Here is a 20,642-nt window from a genome sequence, read left to right on the forward strand (position 1 = left end):
CTCAGGCCTCCGGGATCTCGAACTTGGTGGTGCGCTGCATGCCGGCGGCGCGGCCCTTGCCGGAGATGACCAGGGCCATCTTGCGGGAGGCCTCGTCGATCATCTCGTCGCCGAGCATCGCGGAGCCCTTCTTCCCGCCGGCCTCGGACGTGTAGTAGTCGTACGCGTCGAGGATCAGCTCGGCGTGGTCGAAGTCCTCCTGCGCGGGCGAGAAGATCTCGTTCGCGGCGGCGACCTGGTCCGGGTGCAGCACCCACTTGCCGTCGAAGCCGAGGGCGGCGGCGCGCCGCGCGACGGCCTTGTAGCCCTCCGGGTTGCGGATCTGGAGGTAGGGGCCGTCGATCGCCTGGAGGTTGTTGGCGCGGGCGGCCATCAGGATGCTCATCAGGATGTGGTGGTACGCGTCCGCCGGGTAGCCCGGCGGCTGCTCGCCCACGACCAGCGACTTCATGTTGATGGAGGCCATGAAGTCGGCCGGGCCGAAGATGATCGTCTCGACACGCTGGGAGGCCTGCGCGATCGCGTTGACGTTGGTGAGGCCCTGGGCGTTCTCGATCTGCGCCTCGATGCCGATCTTGCCGACCTCGAAGCCCATGGTCTTCTCGATCTGCGTGAGCAGCAGGTCGAGGGCGACGATCTGCTGGGCGTCCTGCACCTTCGGCAGCATGATGCAGTCGAGGTTCTGGCCGGCGCCCTCGACGACCGTGACGACGTCCCGGTACGTCCAGTGGGTCGTCCAGTCGTTGACGCGCACGACCCGGGTCTTGCCGGTCCAGTCGCCCTCGTTGAGGAACTTCACGATGGTGTGGCGTGCCTCGGGCTTGGCCAGCGGCGCGCAGGCGTCCTCCAGGTCGAGGAAGACCTGGTCCGCGGCGAGGCCCTGGGCCTTCTCCAGGAAGCGCGGGTTGGAGCCGGGGACCGCGAGGCAGGAGCGGCGCGGACGCAGACGGTTCACGGGGCTGGTCATGCGAGGACCTCCGTACTTTCAAGGGGGCTGAGCTTCTGAGCTTTCCGGATCTCGTCGACGATACGGCCGATGATCTCCGTGATACCGAAGTCCTTCGGTGTGAAGACGGCGGCGACACCCGCGCGCTTCAGATCTGCGGCGTCGGCGTTCGGGATGATCCCGCCGACGATGACCGGGACGTCGGTCGCGCCCGCCTCACGGAGGCGGTCGAGGACGTCCGGGACCAGCTCGGCGTGCGAGCCGGAGAGGATCGACAGGCCCACGCAGTGCACGTCCTCGGCGAGGGCCGCGTTGACGATCTGCTCGGGGGTCAGCCGGATGCCCTGGTAGACCACCTCGAAGCCGGCGTCACGCGCCCGGACGGCGATCTGCTCGGCCCCGTTGGAGTGCCCGTCCAGACCCGGCTTGCCGACGAGCAGCCGCAGCCGCCCGGAGCCGAGCTCCTCGGCGGTCCGCGCCACCTTCTCCCGTACGGCGGCCAGCGGCGTGCCCGCCTCTGCCGTCACCGCGACCGGGGCGGAGGAGACGCCGGTGGGCGCCCGGAACTCGCCGAAGACCTCGCGCAGGGCCTCGGTCCACTCGCCGGTCGTGACGCCGGCGCGGGCGCACTCGAGGGTGGCCTCCATGAGGTTGCCGGTGCCCTTGGCGGCCTCCTTGAGGCGTTCGAGGGCCTTGCAGGGGCGCGGGTGGTTGAACGGCGGCTGGTAGCGGTTGTCCCGCCAGGTCTTCAGCGAGCCGACGACCCGCGCCTCGACCGCGGGGTCGACCGTCATGATCGCGGTGTCGAGGTCGGCGGTGAGGGGGTTCTCCTCCGTCGACTGGAAGATGTTCACGCCGATGATCTTCTCGTCGCCGGACTCGATCCGGGCGCGCCGCTCGGCGTGCGAGGAGACGAGCTGCGACTTGAGGTAGCCGGACTCGACGGCGGCCATCGCGCCGCCCATCTCCTGGATCCGCTCGATCTCGGCCAGGCACTCGCCGACGAGCGACTCGACCTTGGCCTCGATGACGTGCGAGCCGGCGAAGATGTCCTCGTACTCGAGCAGGTCGGACTCGTGGGCGAGGACCTGCTGGATACGGAGCGACCACTGCTGGTCCCAGGGCCGGGGCAGGCCCAGCGCCTCGTTCCAGGCGGGCAGCTGCACGGCCCGGGCGCGGGCGTCCTTGGAGAGCGTGACGGCCAGCATCTCCAGGACGATCCGCTGGACGTTGTTCTCCGGCTGGGCCTCGGTCAGGCCGAGCGAGTTGACCTGCACGCCGTAGCGGAACCGGCGCTGCTTCTCGTTCTCGATGCCGTACCGCTCGCGGGTGATCTTGTCCCAGATGCGGCCGAAGGCGCGCATCTTGCACATCTCCTCGATGAAGCGGACGCCCGCGTTCACGAAGAAGGAGATACGGGCGACGACCTCGCCGAAGCGGTCCTCCGGGACCTGCCCGGAGTCGCGGACCGAGTCGAGCACCGCGATCGCGGTGGCCATCGCGTACGAGATCTCCTGGACCGGAGTGGCCCCCGCCTCCTGCAGGTGGTAGCTGCAGATGTTGATCGGGTTCCACTTGGGGATGTTGTTGACCGTGTACGCGATCATGTCCGTCGTGAGGCGGAGGGAGGGGCCGGGCGGGAAGACGTGCGTCCCGCGCGACAGGTACTCCTTCACGATGTCGTTCTGGGTGGTGCCCTGGAGCTGGGTGATGTCCGCACCCTGCTCCTCGGCGGCCACCTGGTAGAGCGCCAGGAGCCACATCGCCGTGGCGTTGATGGTCATCGAGGTGTTCATCTGCTCCAGGGGGATGTCCTGGAACAGCCGCCGCATGTCACCGAGGTGCGAGACGGGGACGCCGACCCGGCCGACCTCGCCGCGGGCGAGGATGTGGTCGGGGTCGTAGCCCGTCTGCGTCGGCAGGTCGAACGCGACCGAGAGGCCGGTCTGACCCTTGGCGAGGTTGCGTCGGTACAGCTCGTTGGACGCCTCGGCGGTCGAGTGACCGGCGTAGGTCCGCATGAGCCACGGCCGGTCCTTCTGGCGCTCAGTCATCTATGGTCCCGGGCTCAGATGTTACGGAAACGGTTGATGGCGTCGATGTGCTTCTCGCGCAGTTCCGGGTTGCTGACGCCCAGGCCCTCCTGCGGCGCGAGCGCGAGGACGCCGACCTTGCCCTGGTGGAGGTTGCGGTGGACGTCGTAGGCGGCCTGGCCGGTGTCCTCCAGGGAGTAGACCTTGGAGAGCGTCGGGTGGATCTTGCCCTTGGCGATCAGGCGGTTTGCCTCCCACGCCTCGCGGTAGTTCGCGAAGTGCGAGCCGATGATCCGCTTCAGCGACATCCACAGGTAGCGGTTGTCGTACTCGTGCATGTAGCCCGAGGTCGAGGCGCAGGTGGTGATCGTGCCGCCCTTGCGGGTGACGTACACGGAGGCGCCGAAGGTCTCGCGGCCCGGGTGCTCGAAGACGATGTCGATGTCCTCGCCGCCGGTCAGCTCACGGATCTTGGATCCGAAGCGCTTCCACTCCTTCGGGTCCTGGGTGTGCTCGTCCTTCCAGAACTTGTAGCCCTCGGCGTTGCGGTCGATGACCGCGTCGGCGCCCATCGCCCGGCAGATGTCGGCCTTCTCGGGGGAGGAGACGACACAGATCGGGTTGGCGCCGCCGGCCAGGGCGAACTGCGTGGCGTACGAGCCGAGGCCGCCGCTCGCGCCCCAGATGAGGACGTTGTCGCCCTGCTTCATGCCGGCGCCGTTGCGGGAGACCAGCTGGCGGTACGCGGTGGAGTTCACGAGACCGGGGGAGGCGGCCTCCTCCCAGCTCAGGTGGCCGGGCTTCGGCATCAGCTGGTTCGACTTGACGAGGGCGATCTCGGCCAGGCCGCCGAAGTTGGTCTCGAAGCCCCAGATGCGCTGCTCGGGGTCGAGCATCGTGTCGTTGTGGCCGTCGGAGGACTCCAGCTCGACCGAGAGGCAGTGGGCGACGACCTCGTCGCCGGGCTTCCACGAGTTCACGCCGGGGCCGGTGCGCAGCACGACGCCCGCGAGGTCGGAGCCGATGACGTGGTACGGCAGGTCGTGGCGCTTGCTGAGGTCGCTGAGGCGGCCGTAGCGCTCCAGGAAGCCGAAGGTCGACACGGGCTCGAAGATCGAGGTCCAGACCGAGTTGTAGTTGACCGAGCTGGCCATGACGGCGACGAGTGCCTCGCCCGGCCCGAGCTCGGGCAGGGGCACGTCGTCGAGGTGCAGCGACTTGCGCGGGTCCTTGTCGCGGCTGGCGAGGCCGGCGAACATCTCCGTCTCGTCCTTGTGGACGGTGACGGCCCGGTACGACTCGGGGAGCGAGATGTTCGCGAAGTCGGCGGACGTGACCGCGGCGGAGCCGCTTGATGTCACAGCCTGCGACTGGATCGCGTCCAGGATTTCCTTCACGGGTTGCCTCCGGCGGTGAGCGTCCGAGGGAGGACGCCTGAGGGTTGCGGCGGGGAGTGCTGGTGCTGTGGAGGTGTGCCGTCGGTTCGGCTCGGTGTGCGGTGGCGCGGCGCTGGTGGCGCGAGGGTGCCTGTGACGCAGGCGTCCGGGCGCACGAGCCGTCGGCTTGTGGGGACAGCCGGCGAACGAGGTGTTCTCTGCTCGCCGGCCGCCCGGACAACATCAACGTATGACACGCCGTGCCACTACACAAGGCACTGCGTGCCAACAATTTCACTCAGATGCAATCTGCCCGTCACGGATGAGCGATGATCGATCGAAATGCGTCCTGAACTGGGACGATACGAAGACGGCCGCCCCCGGAAACCGGGGGCGGCCATCGTCGTGAAGAGGTCTGGAGGGGTCCTCAAGGGCTCCTAGGGGCTCCTAGGGGTGTGCTCGGGGTTTCCCTCAGGGCTTCTTGAGCGCCTGCTGGATCGTGCGCATGACCTCGTCGAGCGGAGCGTCCGTACGGGCCACGGCGACCACCACGTCGCCGGTGGTGGAGGCCCTGACGGCCGGCGCCTGCTCGGCCTGCTGAGAGGGGGCCGGGCGGCCCGCGCCTATGCCCGTGCCGAAGGTCTCCCGGACGATCGCGAAGGCGTGGTCGAGCTGGGTCTCCACGTCGCCCTGGCCGCCCGCCCGCAGCCAGCGGCGCAGGACGTGGTTGTGCGCGGTGACGACCGCGGAGGCGGCCACCTCCGCGAGCAGCGGGTCGTCGTTGCCGTCGTGGTGGTCGCGCTCGTCGAAGTGGCCGAGGAGATAGCGGGTGAACAGCCGCTCGTAGCGGGCCACCGAGGCGATCTCGCGCTCCCGCAGGGTCGGCACCTCACGGGTCAGCCGATAGCGCTCCACGGAGACCGCGGGCGAGCCCGCGTACATCTTCATGACTTCCTTGATGCCCCGGCACACGGTGTCGAGCGGGTGCTCGTGCGGCGGAGCGGCGTTCAGCACCGCCTCCGCCCGCACCAGCGTGTCGTCGTGGTCCGGGAAGATCGCCTCTTCCTTGGAGCGGAAGTGGCGGAAGAAGGTCCGCCGTGCGACCCCGGCCGTGGCCGCGATCTCGTCGACGGTCGTCGCCTCGTACCCCTTGGTGGCGAAGAGCTCCATCGCCGCCGTCGCCAGCTCCCGGCGCATCTTGAGCCGCTGGGCGGCGGCACGGGTGCCCGCCGCGCTCTCCGGAGCGTCGGACGTGGACGTGGCACGGGGTGTCTTCGCGGCCTTGGGCATGGTCCGAACGTACTGCATCGGAGTGGGAGTGTGCCCAGGTGGGGGCGGGGAGCCCCCCGGGGCACCGGAGGTGCCCGGGGAGCTCAGCAGGCCGCCCCAGCCCGCCGTGGGCGGCTCAGCGGCGGGCATATTCGCGGAAGCCGCGTCCCGTCTTGCGGCCGAGGCAGCCGGCCGCCACCAGGTGCTCCAGGAGCGGGGCCGGGGCGAGGCCCGGGTCGCGGAACTCGCGGTGCAGCACCTGCTCGATCGCGAGCGAGACGTCCAGACCGACCACGTCGAGCAGCTCGAACGGGCCCATCGGGTAGCCGCCGCCCAGCTTCATCGCGGCGTCGATGTCGTCGAGGGTCGCGTAGTGCTCCTGGACCATCTTGATCGCGTTGTTCAGGTAAGGGAAGAGCAGCGCGTTCACGATGAAGCCGGCGCGGTCGCCGCAGTCCACCGGGTGCTTGCGGATCTTCGTGGTGACCTCGCGGACCGTGGCGTGGACGTCGTCGGCCGTCAGGACCGTACGGACGATCTCGACCAGCTTCATCGCCGGCGCCGGGTTGAAGAAGTGCATCCCGATGACGTCCTGCGGGCGCGAGGTGGCCCGGGCGCAGGCCACGACGGGAAGCGAGGAGGTCGTGGTCGCGAGCACCGCGCCCGGCTTGCAGATCTTGTCGAGCCGCGCGAACAGCTCCTGCTTGATCTCCAGGTCCTCGGCGACCGCCTCGACGGCCAGGTCGACCTCGGCGAACGCGTCGAGCGTCCCTGCCGCGGTGATCAGGGCGAGCGTCGTGTCCCGCGCCTCGCCGGTCATCCGGCCCTTGTCGACGGAGCGGGCCAGGGACTTGGCGATCCGGGCCTTGGCCGTGTCCGCCTTCTCCTGGGAGCGGGCCGCCAGGACGACCTCGTACCCGGCCTTGGCGAAGACCTCGGCGATGCCGGAGGCCATGGTGCCCGAGCCGGCGACGCCGACCGAACGGACCTCGCGACCGGTACCGGCCTCGGCGGAGGTCAGCGGGGTGAGCGCGTCCCGCACGACCTCGGCGGAGCCCGGCGCCTCGTAGGTGTAGAAGCCGCGGCCCGACTTGCGGCCGGTCAGACCCGCCTCGCTCAGCTGCTTGAGGATGGGGGCGGGGGCGTGCAGCCGGTCGTGCGAGGACGCGTACATCGCCTCGAGGACCGTACGGGCCGTGTCGACGCCGATCAGGTCGAGCAGCGCCAGCGGGCCCATCGGCAGTCCGCAGCCCAGCTGCATCGCCGCGTCGATGTCCTCGCGGGAGGCGTACTTGGCCTCGTACATGGCGGCGGCCTGGTTCAGATAGCCGAAGAGCAGCCCGTCCGCGATGAAACCGGCCCGGTCGCCGACGGCCACCGGCTCCTTGCCGAGGTCCTGCGCGAGCCGGGTGACGGCGTCGACGGCCCGCGGGTCGGTCAGCACCGAGGAGACCACCTCGACCAGCTTCATCGCCTGCACGGGGGCGAAGAAGTGCAGGCCCAGCACCCGCTCGGGGTGGGCCGAGTCGGCGGCGAGCCGGGTGACGGAGAGCGCGTTGGTGCCGGTCGCGAGGATCGCGTCGGGCCGGACGATCCCGTCGAGCGCCCGGAAGACCTCCTGCTTCGCCTCGTACGACTCGGGCACGACCTCGATCACGAGGTCGGCCTCGGCGGCCGCCTGGAGGTCGGAGAAGGTGCGGAAGCGGGCCAGGACGTCCTGCCGCTCCTCCTCCGTGATCCGCTCGCGGGCCACGGCGCGGGCGGTGGAGGCCTCCAGGGCGGCGACGGCCCGGGCGGCGGCGATGTCGTCGATGTCGATGCCGATGACCTCACGGCCGGCCCGGGCGAGGACGTCGGCGATGCCGGTGCCCATGGTGCCGAGACCGACGACGGCGATGGTGGAGAGAGGGGTGTCCATCAGGGGACTCCAGGGAGGAAGAGTGACGACTGAGGGCAGTGCGCGCGCGAGAGCGAAAGGGCGCGGGAAAGCACGAAGGGCGAGGCCCTGGAAAGAAGGCGATGCTTTGGAAGGGAGGCGATGCCCTGGCAGGGCGATGCCCTGGAAAAGATGCCGACGGACTCTGTCCCGGAGCCGCGTCGAAACTGCCGAACCGACGAAACACTCACAACAACTGCGTCACCAGGTTGTTGTGAGGAGTGCGGGGGGTGACCCGCTCACCTGAGACTAACCGGCCGGTAACGAGCGCGCCAGTCCCGGCAAGTTGAGAAAGTGTGATCTGGATCGCGGATAGGCTCGCTTTCATGGAAAGCGCCGAGGATCCGGAATTCTGCTCGATGATCGATCGATTGCGGGACGAGATCGAGAATGACACCGGAGAAGTCCCTGCGGCATTCGGAGAACTCGCCGGAACCGACGACCCGGAGGAACTCCACCAGGTCCTCACCGCACCCGGACAGCCGCTCTGGGCCCGCGAGATCGCCGCCTTCAAGCTCGGACTCACGGGCGACCCGCGCTCCTTCGAGGCGCTGGTCCTCCTCCTCAACCACCGCGACCCCGAGCGCTGCGTCACCGCCGCCCACGCCCTGGTCCGGCTCGGCGACCCGCGGACCGCCCGCGCGGCCGCCGCCCTCGCCACCAACGAACTCCGCGTCGCCTACGCCCTCCTGCCGGTCCGACTGCTCGCCGAACTCCGCGCCCCCGAGTCCGTACCGGCCCTGATCACCGTCCTCGGCCGACGCCTTCCGGCCGACGACCCCCACTGGCGGGTCGGGCTCGCCTGCGTCGAGGGGCTCGGTGCCCTCGGCGACCCCCGGGCCCGCCCGGCCCTGGAGGCCGCGCTCCCGCACCCCCGGCTCGGCCGTGCGGCCGAGGACTCACTGACGCGGCTCCGTTCGCAGGGTTAGAGCAGGCGGAGCTCCGCCCTGGACCCGCCGTTCTCGTTCTCGTTCTCGTTCTCGTTCTCGGGGACGAGGGCGAAGGCCTCGATCTCCACGAGGAGTTCCGGCCGGACCAGTGCCGACACCTGCACCGCGGAGCTGGCCGGGAGCGGAACCCCCGCGAAGTGCGCGTCCCGGGCGTCCCGCACCGCCGGGAGGTGGGCCACGTCCGTGACGAAGTAGGTCAGCTTCACCACGTCCGTGAAACCCGCGCCGGCGGCGGCGAGACAGCGCTCCAGGTTGGCGAAGACCTGGTGGGCCTGGGCCACCGCGTCACCCTCCCCGACCACCGCGCCGGAGGCGTCCAGCGCGCACTGCCCGGATATCGCGACGAACCGTCCCGTCCCCCAGACGACGTGGCTGCACTGGGGGCTGGGCGCGAGGCCGTCGGGCGCGGGGACGTGGGTCAGGTGGTTCGTCATGCCCCACATCCTCGCGCACGCCACTGACAGTGCCCGCGCCCCTGGGGGCGCGGGCACTGTCGGGCGGGATTCCGGAGGGCCGGCGGGTCGCCGGTGGGGTGCCGGTGGGCCGGCGGGTGGGTGGGGGAGCGTGCGGGGGCCGTCGTCAGCGGACGTGGCCGAGGAGCCCGTGCAGGGTGACGCCGGTCGCCTCCGGCCGCAGCGCGCCGACCCGCTTGCCCGACTTCTCCGCCTTCTTCTGCGTCTTCTTCTTCCCGGCCGGGGCCATCGGCTCGGGCTCCGGCTCCGGGAGCGCCTCGCAGACCGCGTCGACCTCGGACCCGTCCTCGCCGCGCGGCACCTCGCCGGTGGCGAGATAGGCGGCCAGGTGGTCGTCCAGGCAGTCGTTGCCGCCGAGCGTCACCCCGTGGTTCCCGCCGCCCTCCTCGACGACCAGGCTGGAGCCGCGCACCAGCCGGTGCAGGGCCGTGCCGCCCTCGTACGGGGTCGCCGCGTCCTCCGTCGCCTGGAGGATGAGGGTCGGCGGCAGCTGGTCGTTGGTGACGTCCGGCGGGGTCAGGCCCGGCACGGGCCAGAAGGCGCAGGGCGCGTTGTACCAGGCGTTGTTCCAGGTCGAGAAGGGCGCCTTGGCGTGGACGTCCCAGCTGTCCTTGCGCCAGACGTTCCAGTCCCGGGGCCAGGCCGCGTCCCGGCACTGCACGCTCGTGTAGACCGAGTAGCCGTTGTCGGCGGAGGAGTCGGCCTCTCCGTACTTCTCGTACGCCTCCGTCAGCGGCGCCGCGTCGCCGTCGTTGACGTACGAGGAGAAGGCGCTCGCGAGACGCGGCCAGTAGCCGTTGTAGTACCCGCCGGGCAGGAAGGTGTCCTCCAGCTCGCCCGGACCGACCTTCCCGCCGGCCGGGGCGTCGCGCAGCGCGTCACGCATCCGGTACCAGGCGGCCTCGACCGCCGCCGGGTCCGTGCCCAGCTCGTACACCGCGTTCTGCCGGGCCACCCAGGCCATGAAGTCCTTGTGGCGGGTGTCGAAGGCGTAGTCCTGCGCGATGTTGTCCTCGTACCAGACCCCGTGCGGATTGACGACGGAGTCGAACGCCATGCGCCGCACCCGGTCCGGGTACAGGCGCGCGTAGACGGCGCCCAGGTAGGTGCCGTACGAGTAGCCGAGGTAGTTGATCTTGGGCGCGTCGAGCGCGTCGCGGATCTCGTCGAGGTCCCGGGCGGTGCTGACGGTGTCGATGTACGGCAGCACGTCGGCGTACTTGTCGCCGCAGGCCTCGGCGAAGGCCTGGGCGCGCTCGACCGCCTCCTTCTCCGCGTCGGCGCCGCGCGGTACGGAGTCGGGGCGGACCGGCGCGAAGTGACCCGGCCGGCAGTCGAGCGCGGGTTCGCTCCTGCCGACCCCGCGCGGGTCGAAGCCGATCACGTCGTACTCGGCGGCGACCTTCGGGGGCAGCGAGGCGGCCACGTACCCGGCCATGGTGCGCCCGCTGCCGCCGGGCCCGCCCGGGTTCACGAGCAGTGGCCCCTGGAAGGTCTTCGCGGTGTGCGGGACCCGGGTGAGGGCGAGCGTGATGCTCCGACCGGCCGGGTCGTCGTGGTTGAGCGGCACCTTCAGGGTGGCGCACTGGAGCTTCGGGTACGCCTGGGTGGCGCAGCCGGTCCAGGCGAGCCGGGGGAACGGCCGGGGGGTCGGTTCTCCGGCGCCTGCGGGAGTGGCGGGCAGGACGGTGACCGTCCCGGCGACCAGCGCTCCTGCGGCGATCAGCATTCCTGCGCGTGGGGTCATGGGGCGTCCGTGCCCCGAACGGGCCGTGGAAGGACCTGTTTCGCCGAGAGTTGACCCGAACAGAGGACGATCCGACGGCGTGTCAGGTGAACCGGTCCGATGATCGGAGAAAGATGATCAGGGGAGCGCGATCAGGGTGGCGTGGCCAGGGGAGCGTGGTCAGAGGCGCGTGATGAGGGGGCCTGATCAGAGGAGCGTGAGCTGCTCGGGGGCGGCCGCGAGTGCGGGCTCCTCCGGTACGGGTGTCCGGCGCGCCGTGCCCCGGTCGGTGGGGCCGATGCCGAACTCGGCGGCCAGTTCGTGGACCTGACGGGTGATCCGGCGCTGGTACCAGGTCGGCGCGTAGGCCCCGTCCGCGTACATCCGCTCGTACCGCCGTACCAGGCCGGGATGGTGCTGTCGCAGCCACTGCATGAACCACTCGCGCGCGCCCGGCCGCAGGTGCAGGACGAGCGGGGTGACCGAACTCGCCCCGGCCTCCGCGATCGCGCGGACCGTCGCGCGCAGCTGTTCGGGACGGTCGCCGAGGAAGGGGACGACAGGGGCCATCAGGACCCCGCAGTCGATGCCGTGCTCGCCGAGGGTGCGGACCACGTCGAGGCGGCGCTCGGGGGACGGGGTGCCGGGTTCGATCGTCCGCCACAGCTCCTGGTCGGTGAATCCGACGGAGACGGAGATGCCGACCTCGGTGACCCGGGCGGCCTGGGTGAGGAGCTCCAGGTCACGCAGGATCAGGGTGCCCTTGGTGAGGATCGAGAAGGGGTTCGCCCGGTCGCGCAGGGCGGTGAGGATGCCCGGCATCAGGCGGTAGCGGCCCTCCGCGCGCTGGTAGCAGTCGACGTTGGTGCCCATCGCGATGTGGGCGCCCTGCCAGCGGGCGGAGGCGAGCTGGCGCGCCAGCAGTTCCGGGGCGTTGATCTTGACGACGATCTGGGAGTCGAAGCCGAGCCCGGTGTCGAGGTCCAGATAGCTGTGGGTCTTGCGGGCGAAGCAGTACACGCACGCGTGCGTGCAGCCCCGGTAGGGGTTGACCGTCCACTCGAACGGCATCCGCGAGGCCCCGGGCACCCGGTTGAGGATCGAGCGGGCGCGCACCTCGTGGAAGGTGATGCCGCGGAACTCCGGGGTGTCGAACGTCCGCGTCGTCACCGCGTCCGTGCCGAACAGGCCGAGGTCGGCGGGAGCGGTCGGTCTGTCGCTCAGATTGTCCCAGCGCACGGACGGCTCCTCGGTATCTCGGCGTCGACGAGGTTCCGCGAGGCCCCCGCGTCGACGTGGCTCTGACTCGGCCCTGCGCCAAGAATAGAACACCTGTTCCCTTGATCACCGCAACCCGGATTTCGCGCCCCGGAGCCCGCGTGGTTCGCTTGGCCCACACCCCCGAGGAACCACAAGCTGGAGGCAGTCAATGGCGCAGGTCGAGGCCACGACGGAACGGATCATCGCCGCGGACGCGGAGACGGTGTTCGACGCGCTGGCGGACTACAGCGGCACGCGCGCGAAGGTGCTCCCCGAGCACTTCAGCGAGTACGAGGTCCGCGAGGGCGGCGACGGCGAGGGCACCCTCGTGCACTGGAAGCTCCAGGCGACCAGCAAGCGCGTCCGTGACTGCCTTCTGGAGGTCACCGAGCCCGTCGACGGCCAGCTCGTCGAGAAGGACCGCAACTCCTCGATGGTCACCACCTGGGTCGTGACCCCGGCCGGCGAGGGCAAGTCGCGCGCCGTAGTCACCTCCGTCTGGGACGGCGCCAGTGGCATCGGAGGCTTCTTCGAGAGGACCTTCGCGCCCAAGGGCCTCGGCCGGATCTACGACGCCCTCCTCGCCAAGCTGGCCGACGAGGTCGAGAAGTAACGCCCTGGGCGTTCACCGATTCGAGTGGTTCGCCCGCGCCCCCGTACCGGAGCCCCCGCGCACCGAGGGGGTGCGGGCTTCCTCGTAAACGCGCAGATGAGCGCCCCAAGTGCGCCGTACCGCCGGGCCGTTCACCACCCTGGACGCCCCTGACCGCCACCGGCCGTGCATACCGCCCGACTTGCTCCCGCTTCGCACCCAATGCGAAGAATGGCGCGGCGCAGACGCCGTGTCGAGGGGAGCAGGTACGTGGGTGCGATCGCGATGGTGAAGTCCGCGGAGGACGCGGAGGGCGCGGCGGCGGACACGGGGGGCGCGAACGGCACCACGGGTGCCTCGGGCGACACGGATGCCGAGGCTCGCGCGGGCGGCGCCGGCGCGGAGCGGCCCGACGCGGGCGGACCGCCACCGGGCCTCGCGCCCCCGCCCGACCCCGGAGCCGCCTCCCTCGACCCCCGCCGTGTCCGGCTCGTCTTCTGCGGCCTCATGCTCGCGCTGCTCCTCGCCGCGCTCGAGCAGATGATCGTGGCCACCGCCCTGCCGAAGATCGTCGGCGAACTCCAGGGCCTGGACCGGATGTCCTGGGCCATCACCGCCTATCTGCTGACCTCCACCATCGGCCTGCCGATCTACGGGAAGCTCGGCGACCTCCTCGGCCGCAAGAGCGTCTTCCTCTTCGCCATCGTCGTCTTCGTCATCGGCTCCGGTCTCGCCGGCTGGTCCCGTTCCATGGACGAACTCATCGCCTTCCGCGCGCTCCAGGGCGCCGGCGCCGGAGGCCTGATGATCGGCGTCCAGGCGATCATCGCCGACATCGTCCCCGCCCGGGAACGCGGTAGGTACATGGGCCTGATCGGCGCCGCCTTCGGCCTCGCCTCCGTCGCCGGACCCCTCCTCGGCGGCTTCTTCACCGACCACGTCTCCTGGCGCTGGTGCTTCTACTTCAACGTGCCCTTCGGGCTCGTCACCCTCGCCGTCGTCGCCGTCGTCCTCAAGCTGCCCAAGCCCACGGCGCGCGGGCGCTTCGACGTCCTCGGCGCGCTGCTCCTCGCCGCGGCCTCCACCTGCCTGGTCCTGCTGACCAGTTGGGGCGGGACCGAGTACGCCTGGGACTCCCGGGTCGTCCTCGCCCTCGCCTGCGGAGCCGCCGGAACGACCCTGCTCTTCCTCGTCGTCGAGCACGTCGCGCCCGAACCCCTCATCCCGCTCAGGCTCTTCCGCGACTCCGTCTTCACCGTCACCGCCCTCGTCGGAGCCGTCGTCGGCATCGCGCTCTTCGGCGCCGCCAGCTACCTCCCCAGCTTCCTGCAGATGGTCGAGGGCGCCACCGCCACCGAGTCCGGCCTCCTGATGCTGCCGCTCATGGGCGGGATCGTCGCCGCGTCCATCGTCTCCGGCCAGCTCATCAGCCGCACCGGCCACTACAAGATCTACCCGGTGCTCGGCGGCGCCGTCTCCGTCCTCGGCATGTGGCTGCTCTCCCGCATGGACACCGAGACCCCGCGCCTCCAGCACAGCCTCTGGCAGGCCGTCCTCGGCACCGGGATCGGCCTCGTCATGCCGGTGCTCGTGCTCGCCGTGCAGAACTCCGTACGCCCCTCCGACCTCGGCACCGCCACCAGTGCCCACAACTACTTCCGCCAGATCGGCGGCAGCGTCGGCGCGGCGATCTTCGGCACCCTCTTCGCCTCACGGCTCGACGACGCCCTCGGCGACCGGCTTGCCGGAGTGACGTCCCAGGCGGGCCCCGGCGCGGCCCTGCCGCCGGCCGAGTCGATCACCCCGCAGTCGGTGCACATGCTGCCGCCCGCCCTGCGCGACGCCTACATCCAGGCGTACGCGGACGCGATGCCGCGCATCTTCCTCTACCTGGTGCCGGTCCTCGTGCTCGGCCTCGTCCTCGCCTTCTTCCTCAAGGAGAAACCGCTGGTGTCCCACCACAGCCCGCTCACCGAGGCCACCGAGGCCCCCGACTTCGGCGGCACCCAGGCGATCCCGCACGCCCGGCACGCCGCCCCCGCCCCTTCTCCTGCTCCTGGGGGGCCTGCCCACTCCGGCGTCCCCGTCTGCGGCACCGTCCAGCACCACGACGGCAGCCGCGTCCCCCGGGCCGCCCTCACCCTCATCGACGTCCAGGGCCGCCAGGTCGGGCGCGGCGCGAGCGGCGAGGACGGGCGGTACGCGCTGAGCGTGCCCGACCGGGGTGCCTACGTCCTCATCGCGGCGGCCGGCGGACACCAGCCCCAGGCCGTCTCCGTCACCGTCGGCGACCGGCCCGTGGAGCTCGACGTCGTCCTCGGCGGCGCCGGGCGGCTCGCGGGCAGCGTCCTCACCGCCGACGGCACGCCCGTACGGGACGCCGCCGTCACCCTCACCGACGTACGCGGCGAGGTCGTCGCCTCGACCCGCAGCGGACGCGAGGGCGGGTACGTCATCACCGAACTGGTCGCCGGCGAGTACACGCTCGCCGCCAGCGCCCCCGCCTTCCGGCCCGCCGCGCTCCCGGTGAGCGTCCAGTCCTCCCGCGAGACGCGCCAGGACATCGAGCTGGCCGGCGGCGCGGTGCTGCGCGGCACGGTTCGGGCCGGGGGCGGGCGCCCCGTCGAGGACGCCCGCGTCACCCTCCTCGACGCCGCCGGCAACGTCATGGACACCCTCACCACCGGGGCCGACGGCACCTTCCGCTTCGTGGACCTGTCCTCCGGCGAGTACACGGTCATCGCCGCCGGCTACCCGCCCGTCGCGACCGTCCTCCAGATGGCCGGCGGGGGCCGCACCGAGCGCGACCTCCAGCTCGGCCACCAGGACTGACCGGCCGCCCTCAGGGGGTGGTCGACGCCTTGCGCAGCGCGCTGATGCAGGTGCCGATCGCCTCCTGGAGGGCTTCGAGGCGCTGGAGCATGTCGGCCTCGTAGATGTCCTCCTCCATCACCTCGTCCAGCGTCAGCTCCTCGAAGACCTTCGTCGCCTTCTGCAGGCTGTTGTAGAACTTCGTCCGCCGCTCCTGGACGCGCAGCGCCGGATCCTCCTCGACCGCCCTGGCGACCAGACCCTTCACCGCGTCGTACGCCTCACCGGCCCACTCGCCCGCCTCCTCGGAGTCGTCGAGCTCGTCGATGAGCGACAGGTGCCGCTCGGCCTCGGCGCGCAGCTCGGCCGGCGCCTCCACCGTCTGCCCGGCCGGGGTCTTGATCTGGCCGTTCTCGACGATCTGGCGCACGTACCCGATGCGGTCGGCGGCCTTCGCCTCGCTCGCCACCGCCTTCTTCAGGTCGTCGGTGCGGGCGATGGCACGGGCCATCTCCGTCTGGAGGGCCGGGTCCTCCTTCATCCGGTCGAGCAGCGCGCCGCGCGCGGCCTCCGCCGTCCCGGGGTCGGCGAGGATCGCCGCGCGCAGCGCCGTGGGGTTCTCGGCGACCTCCAGGGCCTTCGTCGGCCGGATGCCCTCCGCCTCGGCCGCGGCGCTGATCGCCTGGCCGCGCACGGAGGACGCGCTGTTGCGGGAGGTGTAGTACGAGAGCCAGACGTCCGCGTCGGGCAGCTCGACGTCCTCGCCGGGCACCAGGACCTCGAACTGCGGGACCAGGCCGTCGTCGGCCGCCATGTCCCAGGCCTTGTAGTAGCGCATGACACGGTCGGGCGAGCATCCCGCGAGCGCGGCGAAGGCCTTCGCCGAGACCTTCGCGGCGGCCGTGCCCTCGGCGGGCTGGCCGCCGGGGCGCACGCTCCGCGCGACCTTGAGCGCGAACGCCCAGCCGCCGGTCCGCGCGTAGATCCCGAAGTCCTGGGCGTCACGGACGACGACGGGGTCGTGCGCGTCGGCCGACTCGGCCTCCTCGGCCTCCTGCTCGGGCTCGGAGCCTTCGGAGCCCTCGGAGGCGTACTCCTCCGGGGCCTCCGGCTCCGGGGCCGACGGAACCCAGAACTCGGGCTCCGAGATCGCCACGGGGGCGGCCTCGTGCTCTTCGGCGGATGTGTCGGACGGGGTGATGGCGATGGTCACCGAGAGCTCTCCGGAAGGTCGGGTACGACAACTGCGGCCGACAGCCTATACGCACACGTTGACGATATTTCGCCCTATTCGAGCCATCGTTGAGGCGCCTGTTGTTTCGATCATTTCGATGGCGGTCGGGCGGCCCGGAGGGCAGCATGCTCCCATGACCTACGGAATCGAGCTCCACCCCGCGCGGTGAGCGCCCCGCACGATTGTTCGACGCTTGCCCCTTCCCTCTCCGTCCCTTCCTCCTCCGCCCCCTCCCTCTTCGCCTACGCACGGGACCTGCGGCGCGCCGAACCCGGTGCGCCCCCGCCCGAGGGCGGGCATCCCCTGCCCCGCACCGCGTATCCAGCGCGGACACGACGGGCGGGCCGCACCCATCGTGAGGTCCGGACCGCGGTCACCGACGTCCTCGACGCGCTGTTCGCCGACCCGGACGCGGGGCGGGTGGCCGCCGAGGCCCACCGGGGCTTCGCCGCGGCCGGGATCCGCGCCCGGACCGTCTTCGCCGTGGCCGCCGCCCTTCCCCCACCCGACGAGCCCCAGGATCGAGCCAGGGTCAGGACGCTCGGCCGCCTCCTGACCCGCGAGGGGACCACCGCGGTCGCCGTGTCCGCCGGCCTCGGGCTGCTCGCCCGGCTCGGCGAGGCCGAGGACCTGCCGTATCTCCGCGCCCTCTGCTTCCTCCAGGGGCTCGACCGACAGGTCGTCGCGACGCTCACGCCCCTGGACCCGGGGGCCGCCGCGTTCGCGCGGTTGATCCACCGCGCGCGGTGGGCCGAGATGCGCGCACTGGTCGAGGCCCTCGCCTCAGGAGACGGCGAGGCCGTACGCGACCGGCTCCTGGACGTCCCGGCCGGGCCGGGGGGCCTCGGCCCCGAGCTCGCCCGGAGCGTCGCCGAGGCCGTCGGCCTCGCGGCGCTCCTCCGGCGGGACCCCGACTGTCCCGGGCTGGTCGCGCAGGCGTTCCGCCTGCTGGTCCGCATGAGCGGTCGCCGGAACTACGTGGCCGAGATCCTTCGATACGAAGAGGCCGTCGACGTGTACGAGACGGTGGCCGCCCACGCCCACCGGCTGCCCCGGGATCTCGACCACCGGGCCGCTCTGGTCACTCTCGCCCTCGATCTGCACAGCGGCGCGGGCCACCTCCTCGCCTGGCCGCCGGGGCGGCGCGAGGCCGTCCTCGACACCCTTCTGGCGGTGGTGGGGGAAACGGCGGAGAAGCCCGCCGACCCGGTGGGGCGGCGGCGCGCCGACTGGATCCGGCGGACGACGCGGCAGCTCCGTACCGCTCCCGGGGGCGAGCCCTCCCGGACACCCCGGCTGAGGATCGAGGTCGCCGTGGGCGACCCCGCCGAACCGGAGGTCTTCGAGACGCGGTTCCTGGTCGACGGCCGCCCCCTCGTCCCCGAGGCCTTCGATCCGGGCCCCGGGGATCCGCCCGAGCGGTTGCTCGACCGAGGGATGCTGCGGGCCGCGAGCGAGCCCCGCGAGGTGCGGCTCGCCGAGGCCTGGTGCACCGAGGGCTGCTGCGGCGCGCTGTACGTCACCGTGCGCCGCGAGGACGCCCAGGTCGTCTGGGACGGCTGGCGGCGGCCGGGGATGCCTGGCCGACTGGCGGAACTCCCCGCGTACCGCTTCGGCGCCGCCGCGTACGACGCCGAGGTCGCGCGCGCGGAGAACGACCGGAGCGGGAGCGGGAGCGGGGGCCGGACCTGACGGGCCGACGCGCCGCCCCGCGCCGCCGGCCGAGGGCTGTGCCCCGGGGCATCCGGAACCACGCGGATGCCCCGTACCGCCGTCCCGGTGACCGCCATTGGTCCACTCCAACGGCGGTTATCCACAGGGGTGGTAGGGCCGCCGGGCGGCGCGTACGGTGCCAGACATGAAGATCCTCATCAGCGCCGACATGGAGGGCGCGACCGGTGTGACCTGGCCCGCCGACGTGCTGCCCGGTACACCCCAGTGGGAGCGCTGCCGCTCGATGTTCACGTCCGACGTGAACGCGGCCGTGCTGGGCTTCTTCGACGGCGGCGCCGACGAGGTCCTCATCAACGAGGCGCACTGGAGCATGCGGAACCTGCTCCTGGAGCGGCTCGACGAGCGGTGCGAGATGCTCACCGGCAAGCACAAGTCCCTCTCCATGGTCGAGGGCGTGCAGCACGGCGACGTCGACGGCATCGCCTTCGTCGGCTACCACACGGGCGCCGGCACCGAGGGGGTCCTCGCGCACACCTACCTCGCCAACTCGATCACCGGCGTCTGGCTGAACGGCGAGCGGGCGAGCGAGGGCCTGCTCAACGCCCATGTGGTGGCGGAGTACGGCGTCCCCGTCGTCCTCGTCACCGGCGACGACCTGACCTGCGAGGACGCCCTCGGGTACGCCCCGGAGGCCCGCAAGGTCGCCGTCAAGGACCACGTCTCGCGGTACGCGGCGGTCTGCCGCACCCCCGCCAGGACCGCCGCCGACATCAGAGCGGCGGCGAAGGACGCGACCGCGCTCGCCGTCCGGTACGAACCGGTCCGCGGGGGACCGTTCACGGTGGAGCTGGAGTTCGACGCCGACCACCTGGGGGCCGCCGCCACGGTGGTTCCCGGCGTGGCGCGGAGCGGCGAGCGGCGCGTCTCCTACACGGGGGGGACGATGTACGAGGCAATTCGCACGTTCAAGGCGGTCACGACCATCGTCTCGGCCGCGGTGGAGGAGCAGTATGGCTGAGGAGGTCCGGGGCCCGGACACGACGGCGCTCGACGAGGTGGTCACCTTCACCTCCGAGCTCATCCGTATCGACACCACCAACAGGGGCGACGGCGACTGCCGTGAGCGTCCCGCCGCCGAGTACGTCGCCGAGCGGCTCGCCGCCGCCGGCGTCGAACCCACCCTCCTGGAGCGGACTCCCGGCCGCACCAACGTCGTGGCACGCATCCCCGGCACCGACCCCTCGGCGGACGCGCTCCTCGTCCACGGCCATCTCGACGTGGTCCCCGCGGACCCCGCCGAATGGAGCGTGCACCCCTTCTCCGGGGAGGTCCGCGACGGTGTCGTGTGGGGGCGCGGCGCCGTCGACATGAAGAACATGGACGCGATGGTCCTGGCCGTCGTCCGCTCCTGGGCCCGGCAGGGCATCCGGCCGCGCCGCGACATCGTCCTCGCGTACACCGCCGACGAGGAGGCCAGCGCCGACGACGGCTCCGGCTTCCTGGCCGACCGCCACGCCGCGCTCTTCGAGGGCTGCACGGAAGGCATCAGCGAGTCCGGGGCGTTCAGCTTCCATCCGCAGCCCGGCACGACCCTCTACCCGATCGCGGCGGGAGAGCGGGGCACCGCCTGGCTCAAGCTGACGGCCCACGGCCGGGCGGGGCACGGCTCCAAGGTGAACACGGCCAACGCCGTCACGCGCCTCGCCTCCGCCGTCGCCCGGATCGGCGCGCACACCTGGCCGGTCCGCCTCACCACGACCGTCCGCGCCTGCCTCACCGAACTCGCCGCGCTCCAGGGCATCGACATCGACACCAGCGCCCCCGACCTCGACGTCGACCTCCTCCTCGACAAGCTCGGACCCGCCGCCGCGCTCGTCGCGCCGACCGTCCGCAACAGCGCCAACCCGACGATGCTGAAGGCCGGTTACAAGGTCAACGTCATCCCGGGTCAGGCCGTCGCGTACATCGACGGACGGACCCTGCCCGGCTGCGAGGAGGAGTTCGCCACGACCATGGACGCGCTCACCGGACCCGACGTGGAGTGGGAGTTCCACCACCGGGAGGTGTCCCTGGAGGCCCCGGTCGACTCGCCGACCTTCGCGAAACTCCGGGCCGCCGTCGAGCGCTTCGACCCCGCCGGGCACGTGGTGCCGTTCACCATGTCCGGCGGCACCGACGCCAAGCAGTTCTCCCGGCTCGGCATCACCGGCTACGGCTTCTCCCCGCTCAGGCTGCCGCCCGAGCTCGACTACGGGGCGCTCTTCCACGGCGTCGACGAACGCGTCCCGGTCGGCGCCCTGCACTTCGGAGTCCGGGTGCTCGACCACTATCTGAAGTCCGCGTAAGACCGTGACAGGGGGAG

The 20,642-nt window shown here is 71.6% G+C and carries 15 protein-coding genes; 6 read left to right on the top strand and 9 right to left on the bottom strand.

Going from position 1 to position 20,642, the window contains the following annotated elements; translation table 11 throughout:
• Position 1: 1 nt before the first annotated feature.
• From ACWFR1_RS01170 to ACWFR1_RS01190, 5 genes are all read right to left on the bottom strand, one after another.
• Positions 2-967 (bottom strand): HpcH/HpaI aldolase/citrate lyase family protein, encoded by a 966-nt coding sequence (locus ACWFR1_RS01170; RefSeq protein ID WP_453545133.1) that lies wholly within the window; start codon positions 965-967, stop codon positions 2-4.
• A complete protein-coding gene (locus tag ACWFR1_RS01175; RefSeq protein ID WP_453545135.1) occupies positions 964-3,000 on the bottom strand; it encodes a protein meaA in 2,037 nt (678 codons plus the stop codon). Before ACWFR1_RS01175 ends, ACWFR1_RS01170 begins: the two co-directional genes overlap by 4 nt.
• Before the next feature lie 14 nt (positions 3,001-3,014).
• Positions 3,015-4,376 carry a crotonyl-CoA carboxylase/reductase gene (gene ccrA / locus ACWFR1_RS01180; RefSeq protein WP_453545137.1) on the bottom strand — a complete coding sequence of 454 codons (1,362 nt, stop codon included), beginning with the start codon at positions 4,374-4,376 and terminating at the stop codon, positions 3,015-3,017.
• Between the two features lie 450 nt (positions 4,377-4,826).
• Complete coding sequence (locus ACWFR1_RS01185) at positions 4,827-5,645, bottom strand: TetR family transcriptional regulator (protein ID WP_453545139.1); 819 nt, start codon at positions 5,643-5,645, stop codon at positions 4,827-4,829.
• A gap of 115 nt (positions 5,646-5,760) precedes the next feature.
• A complete protein-coding gene (locus ACWFR1_RS01190; RefSeq protein ID WP_453545141.1) occupies positions 5,761-7,542 on the bottom strand; it encodes a 3-hydroxyacyl-CoA dehydrogenase family protein in 1,782 nt (593 codons plus the stop codon).
• Between the two features lie 344 nt (positions 7,543-7,886).
• Between ACWFR1_RS01190 and ACWFR1_RS01195 the strand changes: the two genes are divergently transcribed.
• Positions 7,887-8,489 carry a HEAT repeat domain-containing protein gene (locus ACWFR1_RS01195; protein ID WP_453545143.1) on the top strand — a complete coding sequence of 201 codons (603 nt, stop codon included), beginning with the start codon at positions 7,887-7,889 and terminating at the stop codon, positions 8,487-8,489.
• Here ACWFR1_RS01195 and ACWFR1_RS01200 read toward each other — a convergent pair.
• The 3 genes from ACWFR1_RS01200 to ACWFR1_RS01210 form a co-directional block, all read right to left on the bottom strand.
• Complete coding sequence (locus ACWFR1_RS01200; protein ID WP_453545145.1) at positions 8,486-8,944, bottom strand: RidA family protein; 459 nt, start codon at positions 8,942-8,944, stop codon at positions 8,486-8,488. The two genes, ACWFR1_RS01195 and ACWFR1_RS01200, sit on opposite strands and share 4 nt — an antisense overlap.
• Before the next feature lie 145 nt (positions 8,945-9,089).
• Entirely contained in the window at positions 9,090-10,730 is a 1,641-nt protein-coding gene (locus tag ACWFR1_RS01205) for an alpha/beta fold hydrolase (RefSeq protein WP_453545147.1), read from the bottom strand.
• Between the two features lie 186 nt (positions 10,731-10,916).
• Complete coding sequence (locus ACWFR1_RS01210) at positions 10,917-11,948, bottom strand: Rv2578c family radical SAM protein (RefSeq protein ID WP_453545149.1); 1,032 nt, start codon at positions 11,946-11,948, stop codon at positions 10,917-10,919.
• A gap of 190 nt (positions 11,949-12,138) precedes the next feature.
• Between ACWFR1_RS01210 and ACWFR1_RS01215 the strand changes: the two genes are divergently transcribed.
• Positions 12,139-12,582: an SRPBCC family protein gene (locus tag ACWFR1_RS01215; RefSeq protein ID WP_453545151.1), complete on the top strand. Its 444-nt coding sequence runs from the start codon at positions 12,139-12,141 to the stop codon at positions 12,580-12,582.
• Positions 12,583-12,846: 264 nt separating this feature from the next.
• The gene (locus tag ACWFR1_RS01220; protein ID WP_453545399.1) at positions 12,847-15,393 is read left to right on the top strand and encodes an MFS transporter; all 2,547 of its coding nucleotides are present in this window, start codon (positions 12,847-12,849) and stop codon (positions 15,391-15,393) included.
• Positions 15,394-15,403: 10 nt separating this feature from the next.
• Here the strand turns inward: ACWFR1_RS01220 and ACWFR1_RS01225 are convergent, their stop codons facing one another.
• On the bottom strand, positions 15,404-16,585 hold the full coding sequence (locus ACWFR1_RS01225; protein WP_453545153.1) for a hypothetical protein: 1,182 nt from the start codon (positions 16,583-16,585) through the stop codon (positions 15,404-15,406).
• A gap of 186 nt (positions 16,586-16,771) precedes the next feature.
• Between ACWFR1_RS01225 and ACWFR1_RS01230 the strand changes: the two genes are divergently transcribed.
• The 3 genes from ACWFR1_RS01230 (at position 16,772) to ACWFR1_RS01240 (ending at position 20,625) form a co-directional block, all read left to right on the top strand.
• Positions 16,772-18,298 (top strand): hypothetical protein, encoded by a 1,527-nt coding sequence (locus ACWFR1_RS01230; RefSeq protein ID WP_453545155.1) that lies wholly within the window; start codon positions 16,772-16,774, stop codon positions 18,296-18,298.
• A gap of 166 nt (positions 18,299-18,464) precedes the next feature.
• Positions 18,465-19,298: a M55 family metallopeptidase gene (locus tag ACWFR1_RS01235; protein ID WP_453545156.1), complete on the top strand. Its 834-nt coding sequence runs from the start codon at positions 18,465-18,467 to the stop codon at positions 19,296-19,298.
• Positions 19,291-20,625: a M20/M25/M40 family metallo-hydrolase gene (locus ACWFR1_RS01240; protein WP_453545158.1), complete on the top strand. Its 1,335-nt coding sequence runs from the start codon at positions 19,291-19,293 to the stop codon at positions 20,623-20,625. The genes ACWFR1_RS01235 and ACWFR1_RS01240 overlap by 8 nt, the downstream gene beginning before the upstream one ends.
• Positions 20,626-20,642: the final 17 nt, after the last annotated feature.

It is taken from the genome of Streptomyces sp. NPDC055103 (genome assembly GCF_053607625.1).

What these genes read in the sequence shown, in the direction of transcription:
- ACWFR1_RS01170 (WP_453545133.1), bottom strand. Translation starts at nt 967, where the DNA reads ATGACCAGCCCCGTGAACCGTCTGCGTCCGCGCCGCTCCTGCCTCGCG.
- ACWFR1_RS01175 (WP_453545135.1), bottom strand. Translation starts at nt 3,000, where the DNA reads ATGACTGAGCGCCAGAAGGACCGGCCGTGGCTCATGCGGACCTACGCC.
- ACWFR1_RS01185 (WP_453545139.1), bottom strand. Translation starts at nt 5,645, where the DNA reads ATGCCCAAGGCCGCGAAGACACCCCGTGCCACGTCCACGTCCGACGCT.
- ACWFR1_RS01190 (WP_453545141.1), bottom strand. Translation starts at nt 7,542, where the DNA reads ATGGACACCCCTCTCTCCACCATCGCCGTCGTCGGTCTCGGCACCATG.
- ACWFR1_RS01195 (WP_453545143.1), top strand. Translation starts at nt 7,887, where the DNA reads ATGGAAAGCGCCGAGGATCCGGAATTCTGCTCGATGATCGATCGATTG.
- ACWFR1_RS01200 (WP_453545145.1), bottom strand. Translation starts at nt 8,944, where the DNA reads ATGACGAACCACCTGACCCACGTCCCCGCGCCCGACGGCCTCGCGCCC.
- ACWFR1_RS01205 (WP_453545147.1), bottom strand. Translation starts at nt 10,730, where the DNA reads ATGACCCCACGCGCAGGAATGCTGATCGCCGCAGGAGCGCTGGTCGCC.
- ACWFR1_RS01215 (WP_453545151.1), top strand. Translation starts at nt 12,139, where the DNA reads ATGGCGCAGGTCGAGGCCACGACGGAACGGATCATCGCCGCGGACGCG.
- ACWFR1_RS01220 (WP_453545399.1), top strand. Translation starts at nt 12,847, where the DNA reads ATGGTGAAGTCCGCGGAGGACGCGGAGGGCGCGGCGGCGGACACGGGG.
- ACWFR1_RS01235 (WP_453545156.1), top strand. Translation starts at nt 18,465, where the DNA reads ATGAAGATCCTCATCAGCGCCGACATGGAGGGCGCGACCGGTGTGACC.
- ACWFR1_RS01240 (WP_453545158.1), top strand. Translation starts at nt 19,291, where the DNA reads ATGGCTGAGGAGGTCCGGGGCCCGGACACGACGGCGCTCGACGAGGTG.